This is a genomic window from Streptomyces sp. QH1-20 (assembly GCF_041283565.1).
Classification (GTDB): Bacteria; Actinomycetota; Actinomycetes; order Streptomycetales; family Streptomycetaceae; genus Streptomyces; species Streptomyces syringius.
Window position 1 is genome coordinate 6530670 of sequence record NZ_CP166299.1, and the last position, 22203, is coordinate 6552872.

At 74.5% G+C, this 22203-nt stretch carries 5 protein-coding genes; all 5 read left to right on the forward strand.

Features of this window, described 5'->3' with window-relative positions; translation table 11 throughout:
* Positions 1-12 precede the first annotated feature (12 nt).
* The 5 genes from AB8O64_RS29375 to AB8O64_RS29395 are packed head-to-tail and all read left to right on the forward strand — an operon-like array spanning position 13 to position 22093.
* A complete protein-coding gene (locus AB8O64_RS29375) occupies positions 13-4779 on the forward strand; it encodes a condensation domain-containing protein (protein WP_370422387.1) in 4767 nt (1588 codons plus the stop codon).
* A 29-nt stretch (positions 4780-4808) separates the two neighbouring features.
* Positions 4809-5744 (forward strand): 3-hydroxyacyl-CoA dehydrogenase family protein, encoded by a 936-nt coding sequence (locus AB8O64_RS29380; RefSeq protein ID WP_370422389.1) that lies wholly within the window; start codon positions 4809-4811, stop codon positions 5742-5744.
* On the forward strand, positions 5737-12678 hold the full coding sequence (locus tag AB8O64_RS29385) for an amino acid adenylation domain-containing protein (RefSeq protein ID WP_370422390.1): 6942 nt from the start codon (positions 5737-5739) through the stop codon (positions 12676-12678). The genes AB8O64_RS29380 and AB8O64_RS29385 overlap by 8 nt, the downstream gene beginning before the upstream one ends.
* Positions 12675-21860 carry an amino acid adenylation domain-containing protein gene (locus tag AB8O64_RS29390; protein ID WP_370422391.1) on the forward strand — a complete coding sequence of 3062 codons (9186 nt, stop codon included), beginning with the start codon at positions 12675-12677 and terminating at the stop codon, positions 21858-21860. Before AB8O64_RS29385 ends, AB8O64_RS29390 begins: the two co-directional genes overlap by 4 nt.
* Positions 21861-21877: 17 nt before the next feature.
* Entirely contained in the window at positions 21878-22093 is a 216-nt protein-coding gene (locus AB8O64_RS29395; RefSeq protein WP_370422392.1) for an MbtH family protein, read from the forward strand.
* Positions 22094-22203 lie beyond the last annotated feature (110 nt).

The following is a 22203-nucleotide window of genomic DNA, read 5'->3' on the forward strand; positions in this document are numbered from 1 at the left end:
CGGAACGGTGAAATGAGCGAGACCGGTACGACGCAGGGCGGACCGGCCGTCGCGGTGATCGGCATCGCCACCCGGCTTCCTCAGGCCGACACCCTCGAGGAGTTCCGCGAGAACCTGCGCAAGGGCGTCGACTCGGTACGCCCGATCCCCCGCGAGCGGGTCGAGTCCACCTGCCTCGACCCGTCCGTGGACTACCCGGAGCTGGGATACCTCGACCGGATCGACCTGTTCGACCACGAGCACTTCGGTCTGTCGCGGCGCGAGGCCGAGGTGACCGACCCCCAGCACCGGCTCGCCCTCCACCTGACCCACGAGCTCCTGCAGAGCGCCGGATACGCCGCCGCCGGCCTGCGGGACAGCCGCACCGCCGTCATCTTCAGCTCGCCCGGCACCGGCTACGCGCCCCTGGTCCGCGAGCAGGGCACCCTCAGCCTGATGGGCAACATCCCCTTCGGACTGCCCGCCCGGATCTCCCACCTCTTCGGGTTCACCGGCCCCTGCTACGGCGTGGACACCGGCTGCAACGGCTCGCTCGTGGCTGTGCACCAGGCCTGTCGTGAACTGCGCGACGGCGACGCGGACTACGCCGTGGTCGGCGGCGTCAGCCTCCGCCCGATCGTGGCCCCGGCGGCCGGCGTGGCGGCCTTCCCCGGCATCAGCTCGCCGACGGCCAGATCCCGGGCGTTCGACCACCGGGCGGACGGCGCCGGCGGTGGCGAGGGAGGCGCCGTCCTGCTGCTCACCACCCTCGACCGGGCGCTGGCCGACGGGGCGTTCGTCCACGCGGTCATCCGCGGCAGCGCCGTGCTGCACAACGGCGCGCACTCCGCGACCATCGCCACCCCCAGCGCCCGGTCCCAGGCCGAGGTGATCCGCAAGGCCTGGCACCGCGCCGGCCTGGACATCGGATCGGCCGGTTACGTCGAGGCGCACGGCTCCGGCACCCGGCTCGGTGACGCCGTCGAGGCGGAGGGCCTGGCCCTCGCCCGTCCCGGGAACGGCCGCAGCCTCGCGGTCGGTTCGGTGAAGACCAACGTGGGGCACCTGGACCACGCCGCGGGGATCACCGGTCTGGTCAAGACCATCCTCAGCGTCCGCGACGGCGAGCTGTACCCCTCCCTGCACTTCGAACGGGCGGCGGACGAGGTCGACCTCGACGGTGCCCGCCTGGAGGTCGTGACCTCGCTGAGGCCGTGGCGGGACGACGACATCCGCCGGGCCGGGATCAGCTCCTTCAGCCTCGGCGGCATCAACGCGCACTGCGTGGTGGAGCAGGCGCCCCCGACGGCCGTGCCGCGCCACGAGGACGGCGGCCCCGAGGCCGACGCGGCCCGCCTGGTCGGCGTCTCCGCCCGTACCCGGGCGGACCTCGTCACCCTCTGCGAGCGGCTCTCGCTCGAACTGCGGCACAGCGACCGGCCGCCGGCCGACATCGCCCGGACCCTGAACGAGGGCCGGGACCACCACCCCTGCCGCGTCGGCGTGGTGGCCCGCCGGACCTCCGAGCTGGCGGTCGCACTGGCCGCCGAGGCCACCTGGCAGCGGCTCGACACCCGCCCGGAGCCGACGGCCGGGCCCGCGCCCCGCGTGGTGTTCCTGCTCTCCGGAGACGCCGAACCGGTCCTTGGACACGGCTCCGACCCGCTGCCGGACCAGCTGCCCGTGCCGGCCGACCGCGCCGCGACGGTCCGGGGCCAGCTCGCGGCCCACACCCGGCTCACCCGCGCAGGAGTGGTCCCGGACGGCCTGATCAGCTCCGGGATCTCCCGGTACGCCGTCCGCCACCTCAGGAACGAGCTGACACCCGCCGACACGGCCGCGCTGGAACAGGCGACGAGCGGCGCGGACCCGGCCGTGGCCGGAGCGCCCGTCCGGCCGGAGCGACTGCGCGCCGCGGCGGACGAACAGCTCGCCGCCGGTCCCGTGGTCTTCGTCGAGCTCGCCGCCCGGGGAGAGCTCGGCACACTGCTGAAGGACCACCTCGCCGACCGGCCCGACGCCACCGTGCTCACCCTGGAGTCCGGCACGGACGGTGTGCTCGACGTGCTCGCCCGGCTCTACGAGCGGGGCTGGGACCCCGACTGGGCCGCGCTGGCGGCCGACGCGGGCCCCGGCCGGGGCGCGGGCCGCCGGATGGCGCTGCCCGGCCAGCGGCTCCGCGGCGTCCGCTGCTGGGCCCTGCCCCTGGGCGAGGTCATCTCCTTCGACGGTGTCGAGGGCGCCCGGCAGACCGTGGCGAGCGCGGTGGCGCCCCCGCCGACCCGGACCGCCCCGCCGCCGGAGCCGGAGCCGGAGCCGGAGCACGCGCCCGCACCCCCGACGGTGCCGGCTCCGGCAGCGGCGCCCAGTGCGTCGCCCGCACCGCAGACCGTGCTGAGCTGGCTCCAGGAGTCCCTGACCGAACTGCTCCACGCCGACGACGTCGCGGCCGACGACGACTACTTCGCCATCGGCGGAAACTCCATCATCGGATTGCAATTCGTCGAACGCGCACGTCAGCGTTACGACGTCCACCTCAAGCTGGTGGACATTTATGATCACCCTGTCGTCGGTGACCTGGCGGACGCCCTCTCCGCCCGTCTGCCGCGGACCGAAGCTCCGATGCCGGTACCCCGAACCGTGGCGGCCCTCCCCGCCGCGCCCGACGACGACGGACACCACCTGCCCCCGATCCAGCCCGGCCCGGAGCTCGTGCTGTCCTACGGGCAGGAACGCATGTGGTTCCACCACCAGCTCGACCCGACCACCACGCTCTACAACCTTCCCGGAGTCTCCCGGCACCTCGGGCCGCTGGACGTCGAAGCCGTACGGCTCGCCTGGGAGGACCTCGCCCGGCGGCACGAGGTCCTGCGCTCCAACTTCGTCGAGGAGGACGGGCGGCCGCACCTGGTCATCCGGCCCGAACTCGGCGACTTCTTCCACTACGTGGACGTCTGCGGCGAACCCGACCCGGTGACCGCCGCCCGGGCGGCCGCCAAGGCCGCCACCGAACGGGTGCTCGACCTTGCCCGGGATCCGCTGGTCAACGTCACCGTCGTGCGCTGCGCCCCCGACGACTACCTCATGTGCTGGGTGATGCACCACGCGGTCAACGACGGCTGGGCTCCCCAGATCCAGCGGACGGAGCTCATGGAGTTCTACACCGCCCGCACCGAGGGCCGGGTGCACCGGCCCGCGCCGCTGCCCGTGCAGTACCGCGACTACGCCCGCTGGCAGCGGGAGCTGATGGACGGCTCCCGGCTCGACGGCGAACTGGACTACTGGCGCGGGCGGCTCACCGATCCCCCCGCCCTCGCCCTCCCCACCGACCGGCCGCGCCCCACCCGCATGGACTTCGCCGGGGCATCGCACGGGTTCACCATCCCCGCCGAACTCGTCCGCGAGCTCCGGGCGGTGGGCGGCCGGGAGACCGCCACGCTGTTCATGGTGCTGCTCACCGGGCTCAAGGTCCTGCTCTCCCGCTGGTCCGGTCAGCGGGACATCGTGATCGGCACCCCGACCATCGGCCGCAGCCGCCCCGAACTGTGGGACCTGCTGGGCTTCTTCAACAACACCGTCGCCCTGCGCAGCGACCTCTCCGGCGATCCGACCTTCCGGGAGCTGCTGCACCAGGTCCGCGGGGTCGTGCTCGGCGCGCTTGACCACCAGGAGATCCCGTTCGACAGGATCGTGCGCGAGGTCGCGCATCAGCGTGACCCGGGCCGGAACCCGGTCTTCGATGTGATGTACGTCCATCAGACCCTGCCGCCGAACGTCAACTTCGGCGAGAACCTGTTCGGGACGGGCAGCGACGAAGACACCGGCCCGTACTTCCCCGGACTGCCCCCGGGCACGGCCAAGTTCGACATCACGGTGGTCGTCGCCGAGAAGTCGGGCGAGGACTCCCTCGACGTCGTCGTGGAGTACGCAACCCAGCTCTTCGACGCCGGCACGATCGCCGCCCTGACCGACTCCCTGCTGGAGCTGCTGCGCGCCGCCGCGGCCGACGCGGACCTCCGGTACGGGGAACTGCCCGCCCGGCCCCCGCACCGGCCCGGGCCGTCGGTGCCCGTGGAGCACGCCCGGCCCGCCGACGACCCCCTCGACCACTGGAAGAGGACCCTGACCGGGCTGGCCGCCTTCGAGGTGCCCGCCGACCGGTCGCGCCCGCTGGGCAGCGGCCCGGACGGCCCCGGCGCCTGCCACACCTTCACCGTCCCCGACGACCTCGCCGCCACGCTGATCCGCGCCGGTGCCCGGGACCGGCTGCTCGCGGGCATCGCCGCCCTGCTCGGCCGGCGCGCCGAGACGGACGAGGTGCTCATCGGCGTCGACGAGCGGGCGGGCCTGCTGCCGCTGCGGATCTCCCTGGCCGACGACCCCACCTACAACGCCCTCACCGAGCGGGTGCGGGCGGGGATCGCCGCCGGGGAGAACCACCGCGACGTGCCGCTCGCCGACATCGAGCGGGCCCTCGCCCTGAGCCGGGAGCCCGGCCGGCCCCCGCTGTGCGACGTCACCTACACCCACCACCGGCTCCCGGCGGGGCCTGAAGGCGGAGGCGACGGAGGCATCGCGCCGCCCACCGGCAGGGCCGTCCACGACCTCGCCTGGTCCGTGACCGAGGGTCCGGAACCGGCCGGGCTGCGGGTATCGGTCGCGTACCGCACGGACATGTTCGACGTCGCGACGGTCGCCGCGCTCGCGGACGACCTGGTCGCGGTGGTACGCGCCGCCGTCCACGACCCCGGGGCGCCGCTCGCCGGGCCGCCGTTCACCACCGCCTCGCACGCCGACTGACGGCACGGAACCGAAGGAGATCCCCCACCGTGGGTGAACACCAGAACACCGCCGCGACGATGGCGGCCGGCGCGACCGTCGGCGTCGTCGGCGCCGGAACCATGGGCATCGGCGTCGCGCAGTGCTTCGCGGAGGCCGGGCACCCGGTGGTGCTCGTCGACCCCGTCCCCGAGGCGCTGGACGCCGGACCCGCACGCCTGCGCGCCGGGATACGGATGGCGCACCTGCTGCGCCGGCGGGACGGGCTGCGGGCCCCGGCCGGGGCGGCGCGCCCCGAGGACCGCGTGACGTGGTCCGCCGACCTCGCGGACCTGGCCCCCGCCCTCTTCGTGGTCGAGTGCGCGCGGGAGAAGGAGTCACTCAAGGAGGAGATCCTGCGGCGTCTGGACGAGGTGTGCGGACCGGAGACGGTCTTCGCGTCCTGCACCTCGTGCATCCCCATCACCCGGCTCGGGTCCTTCACCGGCCGCCCCGACCGGGTCATCGGCACCCACTTCATGAATCCGGCGCCCCTCAAGGACGCCGTGGAGGTCATCCGGGCGCCGCGGACCAGCGACCACACCCTGGAGCTGACCACCGCCTTCCTGGCGGGGATCGGCAAGCGGCCCCTCGTCGTCCGGGACGCGCCCGGCTTCGTGACCAACCGGGTACTGATGCTGACCCTCAACGAGGCCGCGACGGTGCTGGGCGAGGGCACGGCCGACGCCGACACCGTGGACCGCATCTTCCAGGACTGCTTCGGCCACCCCATGGGACCGTTGCGCACCGCCGACCTCATCGGTCTCGACACGGTCCTCGACTCGCTGGAGGTGCTGCGCGAGCACACCGGCGACGAGCGCTTCCGGCCGTGCGACCTGCTCGCTCGCCTCGTCGCGGAAGGCAGAACCGGCCGCAAGGCCGGTGGCGGCTTCTACCCCTATGCACAGCACCAGCGCGTCGAGCGAGGAGAGATCCGCCATGGCTGACCACCGGAGCAGGCACGTCACGATGTCCGCCGCGGGCCTGGAGGCGTGGCACGCGTCGCGGGACACCCCGGGCGGCCCCGGCCCGTATGTCGCCGAGGTCGTGGAGATCCACGGCCCCCTGGACACCGCGGTGTTCGAGGACGCGGCGGCCCAGGTCGCCTCCGAGGCCGACGCGCTGCGGCTGCGGTTCGCCGCGAGCGCCGCCCCGGGAGCGGACGAAACCCCGGTCCTGGAGACCACCGACGGTCTCCCGCTGACCGTCGTGGACCTCGGTGCCGAGCCCGACCCCGTGGCGGCGGCCGAGGAGTGGGTACGGGCGGAACTCGTCCGGGCGCCCGGGAGCGCCGCGTCCGCCCAGGCCCTGCTCCGCCTCGCGCCGGACCGCTTCCACTGGTTCCACCGGCACCACCGGGCGGTCGTCGACGGCCACAGCTGCTCGCTCGTCACCCGCCGCGTCGCGGAGGTGTACACCGCGCGCGTCGAGGGACACCCGCCGCAGGACGGTGCCCTGGTGCCGCTCGCCCGGCTGGCGGCCGAGGAGGGCGCGTACCGGGAGTCGGACGCCCACGGCCGGGACCTCGCGTTCTGGCGGGAGCGCTTCGCCGACCGGCCCGAGCCGGTGACACTCGCCCAGGACTCCACCGACGCCGTCGACGGGGACGGGCCCGCCCGGCCGTTCGTCCTCACCGCCGCCGACACCGACCGGGTGCACGCGGCCGCCCGCTACAGCGGCACCCGGCCGGGAGCCGTCCTGCTGGCCGCCGTGGCCGCGTACACGCACCGGATGACCGGCGCCACGGACGTGGTGCTGGGCGTGCCCCTGGACGGACGGCCGAGCGACGCCGCCCGGCGCGCCGTCGGCGCCGCCGAGGACATCGCGGCCCTGCGGCTGACCGTACGGCCCGGTACCGGCTTCGCCGGACTCGTGGGACAGGTGACCGAGGAGACCCGCCGCGTCCGGAGCCACCAGCGGCTGCGGCACCGCGAGCTGTGCCGGGAACTCGGGCTGCCGGGCACCGAACCGCGCCTGTACGGGCCGGTCGTCGACGTCCGGACCCCCGGGCCGCGCATCCGCTTCGGTGCCCTCGCGGCCGTCGTCCGCCGGGTGGGCGCCGAAGCGGCGCCGGACCTGCGCATCGTGATCGACGAGGACCCCGCGGACCGTCGCCTGCGGGTCGTCTTCCTCGGCGCCCCGGGCCGCTTCACCCCCGCCGAACTCGCGGCCCACGGGCGGCGTTTCGGGCGTCTGCTGTCCGCCGCCGTGGCCGCCCCCGGCCGGCCGGTGAGCGCCTTCGACCTCCTGGAGCCCGACGAGCTGGCCGCCGTGCGGTCCTGGGCGCGGGCCGACGAGCGGCCCCCGGCGGGAACCCTCACGGCACTGCTCGAAAGCGCCGCGGCCCGGCACCCCGAGGCGGTCGCGGTCAGGGACCGCACCCGTAGCCTCACCTACGGCGAACTCCACGAGCGGGCCAACCGGCTCGCCCATCTGCTGATCGACCGGGGAGCCGGCCCGGAGCGGATCGTCGGTCTGCTGCTGCCCCGCTCGGCCGACACGATCGTCGCGATGCTCGCGGTCCTCAAGACCGGCGCCTCGTACCTGCCGCTGGACCCGGCCTACCCGGCCGAACGGCTCCGCTACATGATCGACGACGCGCGGCCCAGCTGTGTGCTGACCAGCGACGCCGACACCGGGCGGGACCTCGGCGGCCTGTCGGCGCCGCTGCTCGCGCTGGACACCCCGGACACCGTCCGGGAGCTCGGCCGGTGCTCCCCGCAGGCCCCCACCGACGCGGACCGCACCGCACCCCTGCTGCCCGCGCATCCCGCGTACGTCATCTACACCTCCGGCTCCAGCGGAACACCCAAGGGCGTCGTCGTCCCCCACCGCAACGTGGTCCCGCTGATCGCCTGGGCGAGCGCCGAGTTCGGCGCCGAGGCGCTGGCGCACACCCTGGCCGCCACGTCGTTCAGCTTCGACGTGTCGGTGGCCGAGATCTTCCCCGCGCTCGCGACCGGCGGCAGCGTCGAGGTGGTCGGCAATCTGCTGTCGCTGCTGGACAGCGACCCGCCGCGCTGGTCGGGCGGGCTGCTGTGCGCGATCCCCTCGGTCTTCGCGAAGCTCATGGACTTCAGCGACCTCCGGCTGTCCGCCAGGACCCTGTCGATGGCCGGTGAGGCACTCCCCGCGGCCATTGCCGCCCGGGTCGGGGAGACCATGCCCGGCACCCGGCTCCTCAACGTCTACGGACCGACCGAGGCCACGGTGTACGCCACCGCCTGGTCCTCCGACGCCGCCCCGGCCGGGCACACGCCGCCCATCGGCCGCCCGCTGCGGCACGTACGGGCCTATGTGCTCGACGGGTCGCTCCGGCCGGTCGCCCCCGGGCGGCGGGGCGAGCTGTACCTGGCGGGCGACGGCCTGGCGCGGGGCTATCTGCGCAGACCGGGCCTCAGCGCCGAACGCTTCGTGGCCGACCCCTTCGGCCCGCCCGGCAGCCGGATGTACCGGACCGGCGACCTCGCCCGCTGGCGCGAGGACGGACACCTCGACTTCCTCGGCCGGGTGGACGGACAGGTCAAGATCAATGGATTCCGTATCGAGCTGGGCGAGCCGGAGGCGGTGCTCGCCGACCACCCGGGGGTGGCCGAGGCCATGGCCTCGGTGGTCAAGGACGCGGCCGGTGACGCCCGGCTCGTCGCCTACGCGGTACCCGCGGCCGGAGCCGCTCCCCTCGCCGTCGAGCGGCTGCGGGAGTGGGCGGCCGAGCGGCTGCCCGCGCATCTCGTCCCGGGCGAGCTGAGCTGGGCGCGGTCACTGCCGCGCACCCCCAGCGGCAAGCTCGACCGCGAGGCGGTGCCGGACCTCGCGGTCGCCGCCGAGCCCGTGATCGAAGAACCCCGCCCGGTCCCCGCAGCCGTCGCGGTCGAAACCCCCGAGCCGACCCCCGCACCCGACACATCCGACCCCGGCATCTCCGACGCGACCCCGGCCGCGTCACGCGAGCAGCAGGTCGCGCGGGTCTTCTCGGAGGTGCTGCGCCGCCCCGAGGTCCCCGTGGACGCCAGCTTCTTCGACCTCGGCGGCGACAGCATCATGTCGATCCAACTGGTCAGCAGGCTGCGCCAGGCGGGACTGGTCCTCACCCCGCAGGACATCTTCGAGTACAAGACCGTCAGGGCGCTGGCAGCCGCCGCGCGCGAGACGACGCGCGCGGAGGGCGAGCACACCGTCTCCGGTGTCGGCGAGGTGCCCCTCACCCCGATCATGCACTGGCTCCGCGAACTCGACGGCCCCGTCGACGGCTTCCACCAGGCCGTACTCCTCCAGGTGCCTGGTGGGCTGCGGGAGGACCTGCTGGTCAAGGCCGTGCAGCAGCTCGTGGACCACCACGACGCGCTGCGGCTGCGCCTCGACCGTTCGTCGGCCGACTGGCGGCTCGAGGTACGGGCGCCCGGCTCCGTGGCCGCCTCCTCCTGCGTCCGGCGGGTCGACGTCCGCGGTCTCGACGACCTGGGGGAGACCCTCGCCGACGAGGCGAAGCGGGCCCAGGGGCAACTCGACGTCCACGCCGGGTCGATGGTGCGCGTCGTCTGGCTGGACGCGGGCCCCGACGCGCCGGGCCGGCTGATGTTCATGGCCCACCACCTCGCCTGCGACGGAGTGTCCTGGCGCATCCTCGTACCCGACCTGGTCGGGGCCTATCAGGAGCTGGAGGCCGGCCGCGCCCCGCGGCTGCGGCCGGTGGAGACCCCGCTGCGGCACTGGAGCCGCGCGCTGTCCGAGCAGGCGCGCGAGGAGCGGCGGACGTCCGAACTGCCGCTGTGGACCGACATCCTCGCCACCGCCGGACCGCAATTGGCGAACCGGCCCATGGACCCCGCCCGGGACACCACGGACCGTGCCCGCTCCCGCGCGATGACCTACCGGGCCGACCGGGCCCGGCACCTGTTCAGCACCATCCCCGCGGCCTTCCACTGCGAGATCAACGACGTGCTGCTCACCGCACTGGCACTGGCCGTGCAGCGCACCCTCGGCAGCGAGCGGGACGTGGTGATCGACGTGGAGGGACACGGGCGTGAGCCCGTCGTCCCCGGCGCTGACCTCTCCCGCACCGCCGGATGGTTCACCAGCATGTACCCGGTGCGGCTCGCGCCCGGGGTCCCCGGGGCCGGCGCACCGGCGGGGCACGGCTCCCGCCGCGAACTCGGGCGCGCGCTGCGCCGGGTGAAGGAACAGCTGCGGGCGATCCCCGACAAGGGCATCGGCTTCGGTCTGCTGCGGTATCTGAACCCGGAGACCTCGGCCACGCTGGCCGCCGCCGCACCGCGGCACATCGGGTTCAACTACTTCGGGCGGTTCCTCCTGCCCGCCGCGTCGGGGGAGCGGGACTGGGGTCCCGCGCCCGAGACGGGCATGAGCGCCGGGGCCGACGCCGGCATGCCGCTGGCCCACCCGCTGGAGATCACCGCACTGACCCAGGACACCGAGCGGGGGCCGGAGCTGGGCGTCAGCCTCACCTGGGCCGACGGGATCCTCGACGAGCGGCTCGTCGACGAACTGGGCACGACCTGGTTCGAGATCCTGGACGAGCTCGCGGCACACGCCGCGGAGCCCGGCGCGGGCGGCCGCACACCGTCCGACTTCCCGCTGGCCGAGCTCGGCCAGGAGGACGTCGAGCGGCTGGAGCACGACTACCCCGGCCTGGAGGAGATCCTCCCGCTGTCGCCGCTGCAACAGGGCCTGCTGTACCACGTCCTGGTCAGCGGGCTGAGCGCCGAGCAGGCGGCGCTGGACGGCGAGCACAGCGTCTACACCGTGCAGGTGTGGCTGGAGCTCGTCGGCGATCTGGACCCCGCTCGACTGCGTGCCGCCGGCCAGAAGCTCCTGGCACGGCACACCAATCTGAGTGCCGCCTTCGTCCACGAAGGGCTCGTCGAGCCGGTGCAGGTCTTCGGCTCCCGGGCCGAACTGCCCTGGCGTCAGGAGGACGTGAGCGCGCTGTCGGGGGACCGGCAGGAGGAGGAGATCGACCGGCTGCTGTCGCACGAGCGCGGCCGCCGTTTCGAACCCACGAAGCCGCCGATGCTGCGCATGATGCTCGTGGACATGGGCGACAACCGGCGCCGCTTTGTCCTGACGACCCATCACATCATTTTGGACGGCTGGTCGCTGCCCGTCGTGCTGCGGGAGCTGTTCGCGCTCTACGAGGACACCGCGCCCACCGCGGACGGCAGCGCCACGGCGGATCTGCCGGCCATCACCCCCTTCCGCGAGTACCTGTCCTGGCTGGAGAGGACCGACGGCACGAAGGCGGAAGAGGCATGGCGTGAGGCGCTGTCCGGGCTGACCGCCTCCACCCTGATCGCCCGGGGCGAGGGCGACGGGGAGCCCCTGACGCCCCGGTTCGTGACCGTGGAACTCAGCGCGGACACGACGGTGGCCCTCATGGACATGGCCCGCCGCCACGGCGTGACGGCCAACACCGTGCTCCAGGCGGGCTGGGGCATCCTGCTCGGCCAGGAGACCGGCAACACCGATGTGGTGTTCGGTTCGGTCGTGTCCGGTCGCCCCGCCGAACTCGCCGGTGTGGAAACCATGGTGGGTCTCTTCATCAACACCGTGCCGACCCGGGTCCGGCTGGACCCCGCGGAGCGGCTGGGCTCGCTGCTCGTCCGGCTCCAGCGCGAGCAGGCCGCACTGATGCCCTACCACCACATCAGCCTCGGCGAGATCCGCCGGATCACCGACATCGGCAACCCCTTCGACACCGTGATGGCGTTCGAGAACTACCCCCTGGACTCGGACGAACTCGCCGAGCCCGCCACCGGTCTGAAGCTGGCCCGTGCCTATGGCGACGACGCCCCGCACTTCCCGCTGAACCTGGTGGTGTCCGCCCGCGGCGAGCGGCTCCTGCTGCGGTTCGACTACCGCCCGCACCTGATGGAGCGGGATCGGGTCGAGTCGCTCGCCGACCGGTTCGTCCACCTGCTGACGACCGCGGCCCACGAGCCCACCCGGGCCGTCGGCGCCCTGACCTCCGACGGCGACTCCCCGCACGACATCGCCGAGCGGCCGGTGGACGTGCTGCCCGCCACCCGCAAGCCGCAGGAGAGCGGCATCGGAGTCCTGCTGCCCCTGCGCGAGACGGGCACCGAGCCACCGCTGTTCTGTGTGCACCCGGCGGCGGGGATCGCCTGGTCCTACGCCGGACTCACCGGCCCGCTGGGCACCGACCACCCCGTCTACGGGCTCCAGGCCAGGGGTCTCGACGGCGAGGAGGTGCTGCCCGCGTCCATCAGGGACATGGCGGCGGACTATCTGGACCACATCCGCACCGTCCAGTCCACCGGGCCGTACCACCTGCTGGGCTGGTCGTTCGGCGGCATGGTCGCCCAGGAGATGGCGGTGCAGCTCCAGCGGAGCGGGGAGAAGGTCGCCCTGCTGGCCGTCCTCGACGCCTACCCCGCCGGCGAGCCCACGGGTCAGGCGCCGGTGGAGTCATCGGTCGCCGGCCGGGACGTGCTGGCGATGGTGCTGGAGTTCTTCGGATACGACCGGTCCGCCTGGGAGGGCGAGTCGCTGACCTATCCGCGGTTCGTCCAGATCGCCCGTGAACAGAGCGGGCTGCTGGCCTCGTTCGACGAGCAGCGGGTCGCGGCGGTCGCCCGGATCTTCGCCAACAACGCCACCCTCTCCCACGCGCACGAGCCGCGCCCGTTCGCCGGGGACCTGCTGGTCTTCGCCGCCCGGGAGACCTCCCCGGACGTCGCGCGGGATCTGTGGCGGCCGTTGATGATCGACGGCCGGGCGGACGTGGTGCCCGTCGACTGCACCCACGGCGAACTGGGCCGCCCCGGCCCGCTCGGTGAGGTCGGCCGGGAACTCGTCCGGCGGCTGGGGACGACCCCCACGGTGCCGGAGGGCGTCGGATGAGAACGGAACCCGAGCCGGTGCCCGGCGCTCCCGCCGGGCTTCCCCTCTCCACCGCGCAACACGGGGTGTGGCTGGGGCAGAAGCTCACCCCGGGCTCGGCCCGCTATCACGTGGCGGCGGGCTTCGAGGTCTCCGGCGACCTGGACGAAGGGCTGTTCGAGACGGCCTTCCGGATCGCCGTGGACGAGGCGGAACCGCTCCGGGCCCGGTTCACCGAAGCGGACGGGGAGCAGCCGTACCAGCGCCTCGGACCGCTGCCCGGCTGGGGCGTGACGTTCGTGGACCTGCGCCACGAGGCGGTGCCGCTGGCCGCCGCGGTGGAGTGGATGCGGGCCGATGTGGCGCGCCCCTTCGACCTCGCCGCCGGCCCGCTGTTCCGCACCGCCTTCATCCGGCTGTCGCCGGTCCGGATCTGCTGGTACCTGCTCTGCCACCACCTGGTCATGGACGGCCTCGGCGGCGCCCTGTTCGCCCGGCGTCTCGGTGAGATCTACGCGGCCCTGGAGAAGGGCGAGGCCCCCGAGCCCGGCCCGCGGGTCCCGGCGGGCGCGCTGCTGGCCGAGGACACCGCCTACCGGTCCTCCCCGGCCTTCGCCGCCGACCGTGACTTCTGGCTGGACCGCATGGCCGGGCGCCCCACGCCCACCGGGCGCGGGGCGGCCGCCCTGGCCCCCGACCCCACGAACGGTGTCGCGGCCCGCGGCGCGGCCCGGCTGCCCGCCGCCGGTTTCGCCGCCCTGCGCCCCCTGGCACGGCAGCTGGGGGTGCAGTGGCCGGTGGTGGCGACGGCCGCGGCGGCCCTGCTGGCCCACGCCCGCTCGGACACCGGCGGCGACGACGTGGTGCTGGGGCTGCCGGTCGCCGGGCGCACCGGCGCCGCGACCCGTGCCGTCGCCGGCATGATGTCGAACGTGGTGCCCCTGCGGGTGCCGGTCCGCCCGGACCGGACGGGCGCCGAACTGGTGCGGGCCGTCGGCGCCGAGGTGACCGCCGCCCTCGCCCACCAGCACTACCGGCAGGAGGATCTGTACCGCGACCTCAAGCTGGCGGGCACCGGACAGGGGCTCTACCGGCTTGCCGCGAACGTCATGCCGTTCAGCTTCGGCCGGCGGTTCGCCGGGCGGCCGATGGCGATGCACCACATCGCCGTCGGCCCGGTGGAGGAGCTGTCCGTCACCGTCCACCCGGAGGCGCAGCGGTCCGGCCTGCGCGTCGACCTCTACGCGGACCCCGCCCGTTACGGCACCCGCGAAGCCGCCGCCGAGGCCCGCCGGTACGTCCGCCTCCTCGGCCGGCTGATCGCCGAACCCGACCGGCCCGTCGGGCGGTTCGACCTGCTCTCGGCCGCGGAACGACGGCGGACGGTCCCCCGGGTGACGGACCCCCTGCCCGAGCCGGCCACCACCCTGCCCGCCCTGGTCGAACGCCGGGCCGCACGCACCCCCCAGGCCCCGGCGGTCACCTGCGGCGACGAAGCCCTGAACTACGGGGAACTCAACGCCCGCGCCAACCGCCTCGCCAGGGCGCTCATCCGGCGCGGCGCCGGCCCCGGGCGCACCGTCGCCGTCGTACTGCCCCGCTCCGTCGACCTGATCACCGCGATCCTCGCCGTCACCAAGACCGGCGCGGCCTATCTGCCCGTCGACCCGCGATGGCCCGCCGACCGCGTCGAGGCGATCCTCGCGGACGCGGCGCCCGTGTATGTCCTCACCCCCGACACCCTGGCCGGGCTCCCCGAGGAGTCGTCCTCCGCCGATCCGACGGACACCGACCGCTCCGGCCCGCTGACCCCCGCCCACACCGCCTACGTCATCTACACCTCGGGCTCCACCGGCCGCCCCAAGGGCGTGGTGGTCCCGCACCGCAACGTGGTGGCGCTGCTGGACGGCGCGGCGGCCGCGTTCGGGTTCCACAGCGGTGACGTGTGGTCGATGTTCCACTCCTGCGCCTTCGACTTCTCCGTCTGGGAGATGTGGGGAGCACTCGCGCACGGCGGACGGCTGGTCGTCGTCCCCCACGAGGTGACCCGCTCGCCCCGGGAGTTCCTCGACCTGCTCGTCCGGGAACGGGTGACGGTCCTGAACCAGACGCCGTCCGCCTTCCACGCCCTGGACCGCGCCGACGCGGAGGAGCCGGAGAAGGGCCGCGGCCTCGCCCTGCGCTGGGTGATCTTCGGTGGGGAGGCGCTGCGGCCCGCCCGGCTGCGCTCCTGGTTCCAGCGGCACGGCGACACCTCACCCACCCTCGTCAACATGTACGGCATCACCGAGACGACGGTCCACGCGACCAGGCTCGACCTCCGCGCCGACCACGGCGACGACCCCGGAAGCCCGGTGGGAACGCCCCTCCCCGCGACCCGCCTCTACGTCCTCGACAGCCGGCTCCGCCCGGTGCCGCCGGGGGTCGCGGGCGAGCTGTACGTCGGCGGCCCCGGCGTCGCCGGGCAGTACCTGGGCCGGCCGGACCTGACCGCGCAGCGGTTCGTGGCCGACCCGTTCGGGCCGCCGGGCTCGCGGCTGTACCGCTCGGGCGACCTCGCCCGGTGGCGGAACGACGGCGGTCTGGACTACCTCGGCCGGGCCGACGACCAGATCAAGGTCCGCGGCTTCCGCATCGAACCCGCCGAGATCGAGGCCGCGCTGCTGGCCGCGCCCGGCGTGGCGCAGGCCGCCGTGACCGCCACCCCCGACGACGACCGGGCCGGTGACACCGGAGAACCGCGGCTGGTGGCCCATGTGGTCCCCGCACGCGGAGCCGGACCGGAGAAGGACGACGACCGCCTCGTCGCGCGCCTGCGGGACCATCTGCGGGCCCGTCTGCCCGAACACCTGGTCCCCGCGCTGTTCGTGCTCCTGGAGACGCTGCCGCTCACCCCCAACGGCAAGCTCGACCGGAAGGCGCTGCCCGCCCCCGCCCCACGGGCCCCCGCCCGGTCCCGCCCCCCGCGCACACCGCGGGAACGACGGCTCGCCGCCCTGTACGCCGAACTCCTCGGCCACGCCACGGTCGGGGCGCACGACGGCTTCTTCGACCTCGGCGGCGACAGCCTCCGCGCGACCCGGCTGGTCGGACTGGTGCGCGCCGCCTTCCACACCGAGCTGGACGTACGGGACGTCTTCGAGCACCCCACCGTGGCCGCCCTCGCCGAGCGGATCGGCCGGGCGCCGGACCGGCCCGCCGCGCGCCCGGCACCGACGGGCGCCCGCCCCGAAGACCTCCCGCTCTCCTTCGCCCAACGACGGCTGTGGTTCCTGCACGCGCTCACCGGGCCGGACAGCGCGTACAACGTGCCCCTGGTGCTGCGGCTGGACGGGCAAGCCGACCAGGAGGCGCTGCGGGCGGCGCTCGCCGACCTGACGGAACGCCACGAAACGCTGCGCACCGTCGTCCGGGAGAGGGCCGGGCGGCCGTTCCAGCGGATCCTGCCCCCGGCCGACGCGCACCCCCGGCTCACCGTGACGACGGTCGCCCCGGCGAAACTGGCGGACGCGCTCGCCGCGAGCGCCCGCTACGCCTTCCGTCTCGACGACGAACCGCCCCTGCGAGCCGAGCTGTTCACCGTCGGCCCCGACGAGCAGGTACTGCTGCTGCTCCTGCACCACATCGCCTGCGACCACGCCTCCCTCGACCCGCTGGCGGCCGATCTCGGCACGGCCTACGCGGCCCGGCTCCGGGGCACGCCGCCCGACCGGTCACCGCTGCCGGCGCAGTACGCCGACTTCACGCTGTGGCAACGCGAGACGCTCGGCACGGACGACCGGCCCACCCACGTCGCCGAACGCCTGCTCAGCCACTGGACCACCGCGCTCGACGGACTTCCCGAACGCATCCAGCTGCCCACCGACCGGACCGCGCCGACGGAGGACGGCGGCGCCACCGTGACCTTCCGCGTCCCCGCCGGAGTCCACGGCCGGCTCGCGGAACTGGCCGCCACCGAACGGGCGAGCCTGTTCATGGTGGTGCACGCGGGGCTGGCGGCCCTGCTCACCCGCCTGGGCGCGGGCACCGACATCCCCGTGGGCACGGCGGTGTCGGACCGCCCCGACGCACGGCTGGACGACATCGTCGGGTTCTTCGTGAACACGCTGGTGCTGCGCACCGACACCTCCGGCGAGGTGACGTTCCGGGAGCTGCTCGCCCGGGTCCGCGAGGCCGACCTCGCGGCCTTCGCCCACCAGGACCTGCCGTTCGACCTGGTGGTGGAGGCGCTGGCACCCGAGCGCGCGGCGAGCGGCCAGGCGCTGTTCCAGGTGATGCTCGTCGTCACCCCGGCACCCCCGCACCGCATCGACCTCGCCGGGCTGTCGGCCACGACCGGAACCGTCGCCACCGGTGCCGCCAAGTTCGACCTGACCTTCAGCCTCCACGAGCACCGCGGGCCGGACGGCACCTGCCTCGGCCTGGACGGCGTACTCGAATACCGGACCGGGCTGTTCGGCCGGGCCACGGCCGAGGCGATCGGCTCCCGCTTCACCCGTCTGCTGGAGCGGGTGACCGCCGACCCCGACGTACCCGTCCACCGCGTGGACCTCCTGACGGGCGAGGAGCGCCGGCGCCTGCTCACCGCTCCCGTGTCCCCTCCGCCGGGCGCCCACGGCACCCTGCCGGGCCGGTTCGCCGAGCAGGTACGCCGCACACCCGAGGCCCCGGCGGTCCGCACCGCCGGTCATGTACTGACCTATGCGGAGCTGGATGCCCGCTCCGACCGGTTGGCCGACCGGCTGGCCGCGTACGGCGTCACCGCCGAGACGCCGGTCGCGGTCCTCATGGACCGGGGCGCGGACTTCGTCGTGACGGTCCTGGCGATCCTCAAGCGCGGCGGAGCGTACGTCCCCCTGGACACCCGGGCCCCCCACGCCCGGCAGGCCACCGTGGTGGCCGAGGCGGCGGCCCCGGTGCTGGTCGTCGGCGCGGGCGCGTCCCCCGACGCCTGGTCCCGCACCGGCCCGCACGTCATCGACGTGCGCGACACGGCCCCCGTCGCGCCCGCTGCGGACCGGCAGTTGCCCGTGGACGACCCGGCGCGCCTGGCCTACGTCACCTACACCTCCGGCTCCACCGGCGTCCCCAAGGGCGTGGCGGTCACCCACGGCGACATCCTCGCCCTCGCCCTCGACGGCTGCTGGCGCAGCGAGGGGCCGCAGCGCGTCCTGATGCACTCCCCGTACTCCTTCGACGCCTCGACCATGGAGTTGTGGGTCCCGCTGCTGACGGGCGGGGAGGTCGTGGTGGCACCACCGGGCGACATCGACCTCGCGACCCTGGAGGCGATGGTCACCGGCACGGGAGTCACCACCCTGTGGCTCACCGCCGGTCTCTTCCAGCTGGTCGCCGAGGAGAAGCCCGGCGCTCTGCGCGATGTGGACACGGTGTGGACCGGCGGAGACGTCGTATCGCCCCGCGCCGTGCGCGCGGTGCGAAGGCACTGCCCGGCCACCCGGATCGTCAACGGCTACGGGCCGTCCGAAGCGACGACGTTCGCCACCTGCCACCCCGTCACAGACGCCGACACGGCGAACGCGGGAGACCCGGCGGCCTCGGACGGCCCGGTCGCGGTTCCCATCGGGCGGCCGCTCGACGGCGGCCGCGCCTATGTGCTCGACGCCCACCTGCAGCCGGTACCCCCGGGAGTGACCGGGGAGCTGTATCTCGCGGGCACGGGCATCGCCCGCGGCTATCTCCACCGGCCGGGGCCGACCGCCGAGCGGTTCACGGCCGACCCGTTCGGCCCGCCGGGGGCGCGGATGTACCGCACCGGCGACCTGGCCCGATGGCTGCCGGACGGTGTCCTGACATTCGTCGGCCGCGTCGACGGCCAGGTGAAGCTGCGGGGCTTCCGCGTCGAGACCGACGAGGTCGCCTCCGCACTGACCGGGCACGGCGGAGTGGGCCAGGCCGCGGTCGTCGTCCGGGAGGACCGGCCCGGTGAACGGAGACTCGTCGCCTACCTGGTGCCGGAAACCGGCGCGACGGTGAGCGAGCGGGAGGTACGGGAGCACGCCGCCGCCGTCCTCCCCGACTACATGGTGCCCGGCGCGTACGTCGTCCTCGACCGGCTGCCGCTGACCGGCAACCACAAGATCGACCGAGCGGCCCTGCCCGCCCCGGCCCGGGCCGTACCGCGCTCGGGGGCGCCGCGAACCGCGCGCGAGCGTCTGCTGTGCGGCATCGTCGCCGAGCTGCTCGGGGAGCCGTCGGTCGGTGTCGACGACGGCTTCTTCGCGCTCGGGGGCGACAGCATCACGGCCATCCAACTGGTCAGCCGGGCCCATGACGCCGGACTGCGGATCAGTGTGCGCGACGTGTTCCGCCACCCCACCGTGGCACGACTGGCCGAGGTGGCCGAGGCAGCCGGGAGGGACGACCGGGCGGCCCCGACCGTGGACGGCGAGGCCGTCGGGCCACTGCCGCTGACGCCGATCATGCACTGGTGGCGGGAACAACCCGGCGCCGGTCGCACTGCGTTCAGCCAGTGCGTGACCGTCCGCACCCCGCCCGGGCTGACCCGGGAACACCTGGTCGCCTCGGTCCAGGCACTGCTCGACCACCACGCGGCGCTCCGCCTGCGGCTGCGCTGCGACGGGCCGTCGCCACAGTGGGCGCCGGAGATCCTGCCGGCCGGGGCCTGCCGTGCGGAGGACCACGTCCGTCGCGTCGACGCCGGTGACAGCCCCGGGCGGCTGCCCGGGCTGCTCGCCGACGCCGTCGCCGCCGCGCGCGGCAGGCTGGATCCCGCCGCGGGCGTGATGCTGGAGGCGGTGTTCCTCGACACCGGGCCGACCCGGCCGGGACGGCTGGTGCTGGTCGTCCACCACCTGGCCGTCGACGGGGTGTCCTGGCGCGTCCTGCTGCCCGACCTGGCCGTCGCCCACCGGGCCGTCGCCGCCGGCCGGCCGCCCGCCCTGCCCGGTGCGGGAACGTCCCTAAGAGCATGGGCCCGGTCGCTGGCCGAACAGGGCCGAAGCGGCGCCCGGCAGAACGAGGCGCCGTACTGGAGGGACGTGCTGTCCGCCGGCGACCCCCTGGTCGACGACGCGGACGCCGTCGCGGGCGGAGCGACCGGGCGGCTGTCGCTGTCGATGCCGCCGGAACGCACCCGCCCCCTCCTGACGGAGGTCGCGGCCGCCTTCCGGTGCGGAGTGGAACCCGTCCTGCTGACCGGCCTGGCCCTCGCCCTGGAGGAGTGGCGGCGCCGCCGGGGACGGACCCCGAGCCCCGCTGGTCTGGTCGTCGACCTGGAGTCCCACGGCCGTCCCGACACCCCGGAGACGGACGTGTCCCGCACCGTGGGGTGGTTCACCAGCATGTTCCCGGTCCGGTTGGAGAACACCGGGTGCACATGGACGGACGTGTGGACCGCGGGACCGGCGCTCGGCCGGGCCCTGAAGCGGATCAAGGAGCAACTGCGGGCCGTCCCCGATCGGGGCATCGGCTACGGCGTACTGCGCCATCTCGACCCGCGGACGGCACCGGAGCTGCACTCCTTCCGCACACCCCAGGTGGGCTTCAACTACCTCGGCCGGATCACCGCCCGGCCACAGAACGACTGGGGCGTCACCACGGAATTCGCCGGCCTGTCGGGCCCGGATCCGTCCGGGGCGGACGGTACGCCCGGTGGGGCGCACCTGCTGGGCCTCGACGCCCTGACGATCGACGGCCCGGCCGGGCCGCGACTGCACGCGACCTGGTCCTGGGCGGACCGGGCGTTCACCGAGGAGGAGATCGGGGAGCTCGCGGAACTCTGGTTCACCGTCCTCGACGCCCTGGTGGTGCACGCCCGCACCCCCGGCGCCGGCGGACCCAGCCCCTCCGACCTGCCCCTGGTCCCGCTCACCCAGCCCGAGATCGACCACCTGGAAGCGGCCTACCCGGGCCTGGCCGAGATCCTGCCCCTGACCGCCCTGCAACAAGGGCTGCTCTTCCACTCCCTCTACGCCCCGGACAGCCCGGACGTGTACCAGGCCCAGCTCGTCCTGCACCTGCGGGGCGAGGTGGACGCGGGCGCGCTGCGCGCCGCGGGCGCGGCCTTGCTGGAGCGCCACCCCAACCTGCGGGTCGCGTTCGTCCACCAGGACCTGCCCCACCCGGTCCAGGTGGTGCCGGGCGGGGCAGCGCTCACATGGCGGGACGTCGACCTCACCCCCGTGGCCGCCGGCCGCCGGGACCGGGTCTTCGAGCGGCTCGCCCACGCCGATCTGCACCGCCGCTTCGACCTGGACCGCCCGCCGCTGCTGCGCTTCACGCTGTTCACCCTGGGGGCGGGCGCGTACCGGCTGGTGCTCACCCACCATCACCTGGTGCTGGACGGCTGGTCGATGTCCTTGCTGGTGCGCGAGCTGTTCACGCTGTACGCGCACGGCGGCGATCCGGCCGCGCTGCCCCCGGTGACCCCCTACCGGGAGCATCTGGCGGCCCTGGCGGCCCGGGACCACGACGCGGCACGGGCGGCCTGGCGGGACGCGCTCGCCGGAGCCGAAACCCCGCCCCGCCTCACCGCCGCGGTGTCAAGCGGCGGCGTGCGGCCCACGCGGCACCTGGAGACCGTGCTCACCGCCGGACTGACCCGGTCCCTGCGCGAGGTGAGCGACGGCCTCACGCTCAACACCCTGGTGCAGGGCGCCTGGGCGCTGCTGCTGGCCCGGTTCGGCGGCACGCGGGACGTCGTGTTCGGCACGACCGTCTCCGGGCGTCAGCCCGACCTCGCGGGCATGGAGTCGATGATCGGCCTGTTCATCAACACCGTCCCGGTCCGCCTGACGATCGACCCGGCGGAGCCGGTACGGGACCTCCTGCTGCGCTTCCAGGACGAACAGGCGGGGCTGCTGCCGCACCACCACCTGGGCCTGGGGGAGATCCAGCGACTGGCGGGACGGCGTGAGCTGTTCGACACCCATCTGGTCTTCGAGAACTACCCCATGGACCGGACGGTCCTGGAACGGTCCGCTCCGGGCCTGCGGCTGGTGCGCAGCGAGGGACGCGACGCCACGCACTACCCCTTGACGCTGGCGGCCTTCGTCGACGGCACCCGGCTGACCCTGCGGCTCGGCCACCGCCCGGACGCGGTGGACCGGACGCGGGCCGAGCGGATCGCCGCGGAGCTGGAGCGGCTGCTGGAGGCGTTCGCGTCCGCCCCGGACCGACCGGTCGCCGAACTGCTCGGGCACACTTCTGATATCCGATGACCCAGGAAGGAACTCCCATGAGTGACAACCCCTTCGACGATGCCGACGGCACCTTTCACGTCCTGGTCAACGACGAGGGCCAGCACTCCCTGTGGCCCTCGTTCAGCCCGGTGCCCGCGGGCTGGACGCCGGTGCTGAGCGACGCGGACCGGCCGTCGGCCCTCGCCTTCGTCGAGGAGCACTGGACGGACATGCGCCCCCGCAGCCTCCGGGAGACGTCGGCCGGCGGCTGACGGGCGGCGGGACCACCGCGTCGCGGGCCGATGTTGAGCCACCCGGGTCGACCTTCGATGGTCTGGACCTCCGGAGTTATCCACAGGCCTGGTCCGGGTGTTCGCCGACG

Excerpts from the sequence above, each read along its gene's own strand:
- AB8O64_RS29395 (WP_370422392.1), top strand. The coding sequence starts at position 21,878 with ATGAGTGACAACCCCTTCGACGATGCCGACGGCACCTTTCACGTCCTG.
- AB8O64_RS29375 (WP_370422387.1), top strand. The coding sequence starts at position 13 with ATGAGCGAGACCGGTACGACGCAGGGCGGACCGGCCGTCGCGGTGATC.
- AB8O64_RS29390 (WP_370422391.1), top strand. The coding sequence starts at position 12,675 with ATGAGAACGGAACCCGAGCCGGTGCCCGGCGCTCCCGCCGGGCTTCCC.
- AB8O64_RS29385 (WP_370422390.1), top strand. The coding sequence starts at position 5,737 with ATGGCTGACCACCGGAGCAGGCACGTCACGATGTCCGCCGCGGGCCTG.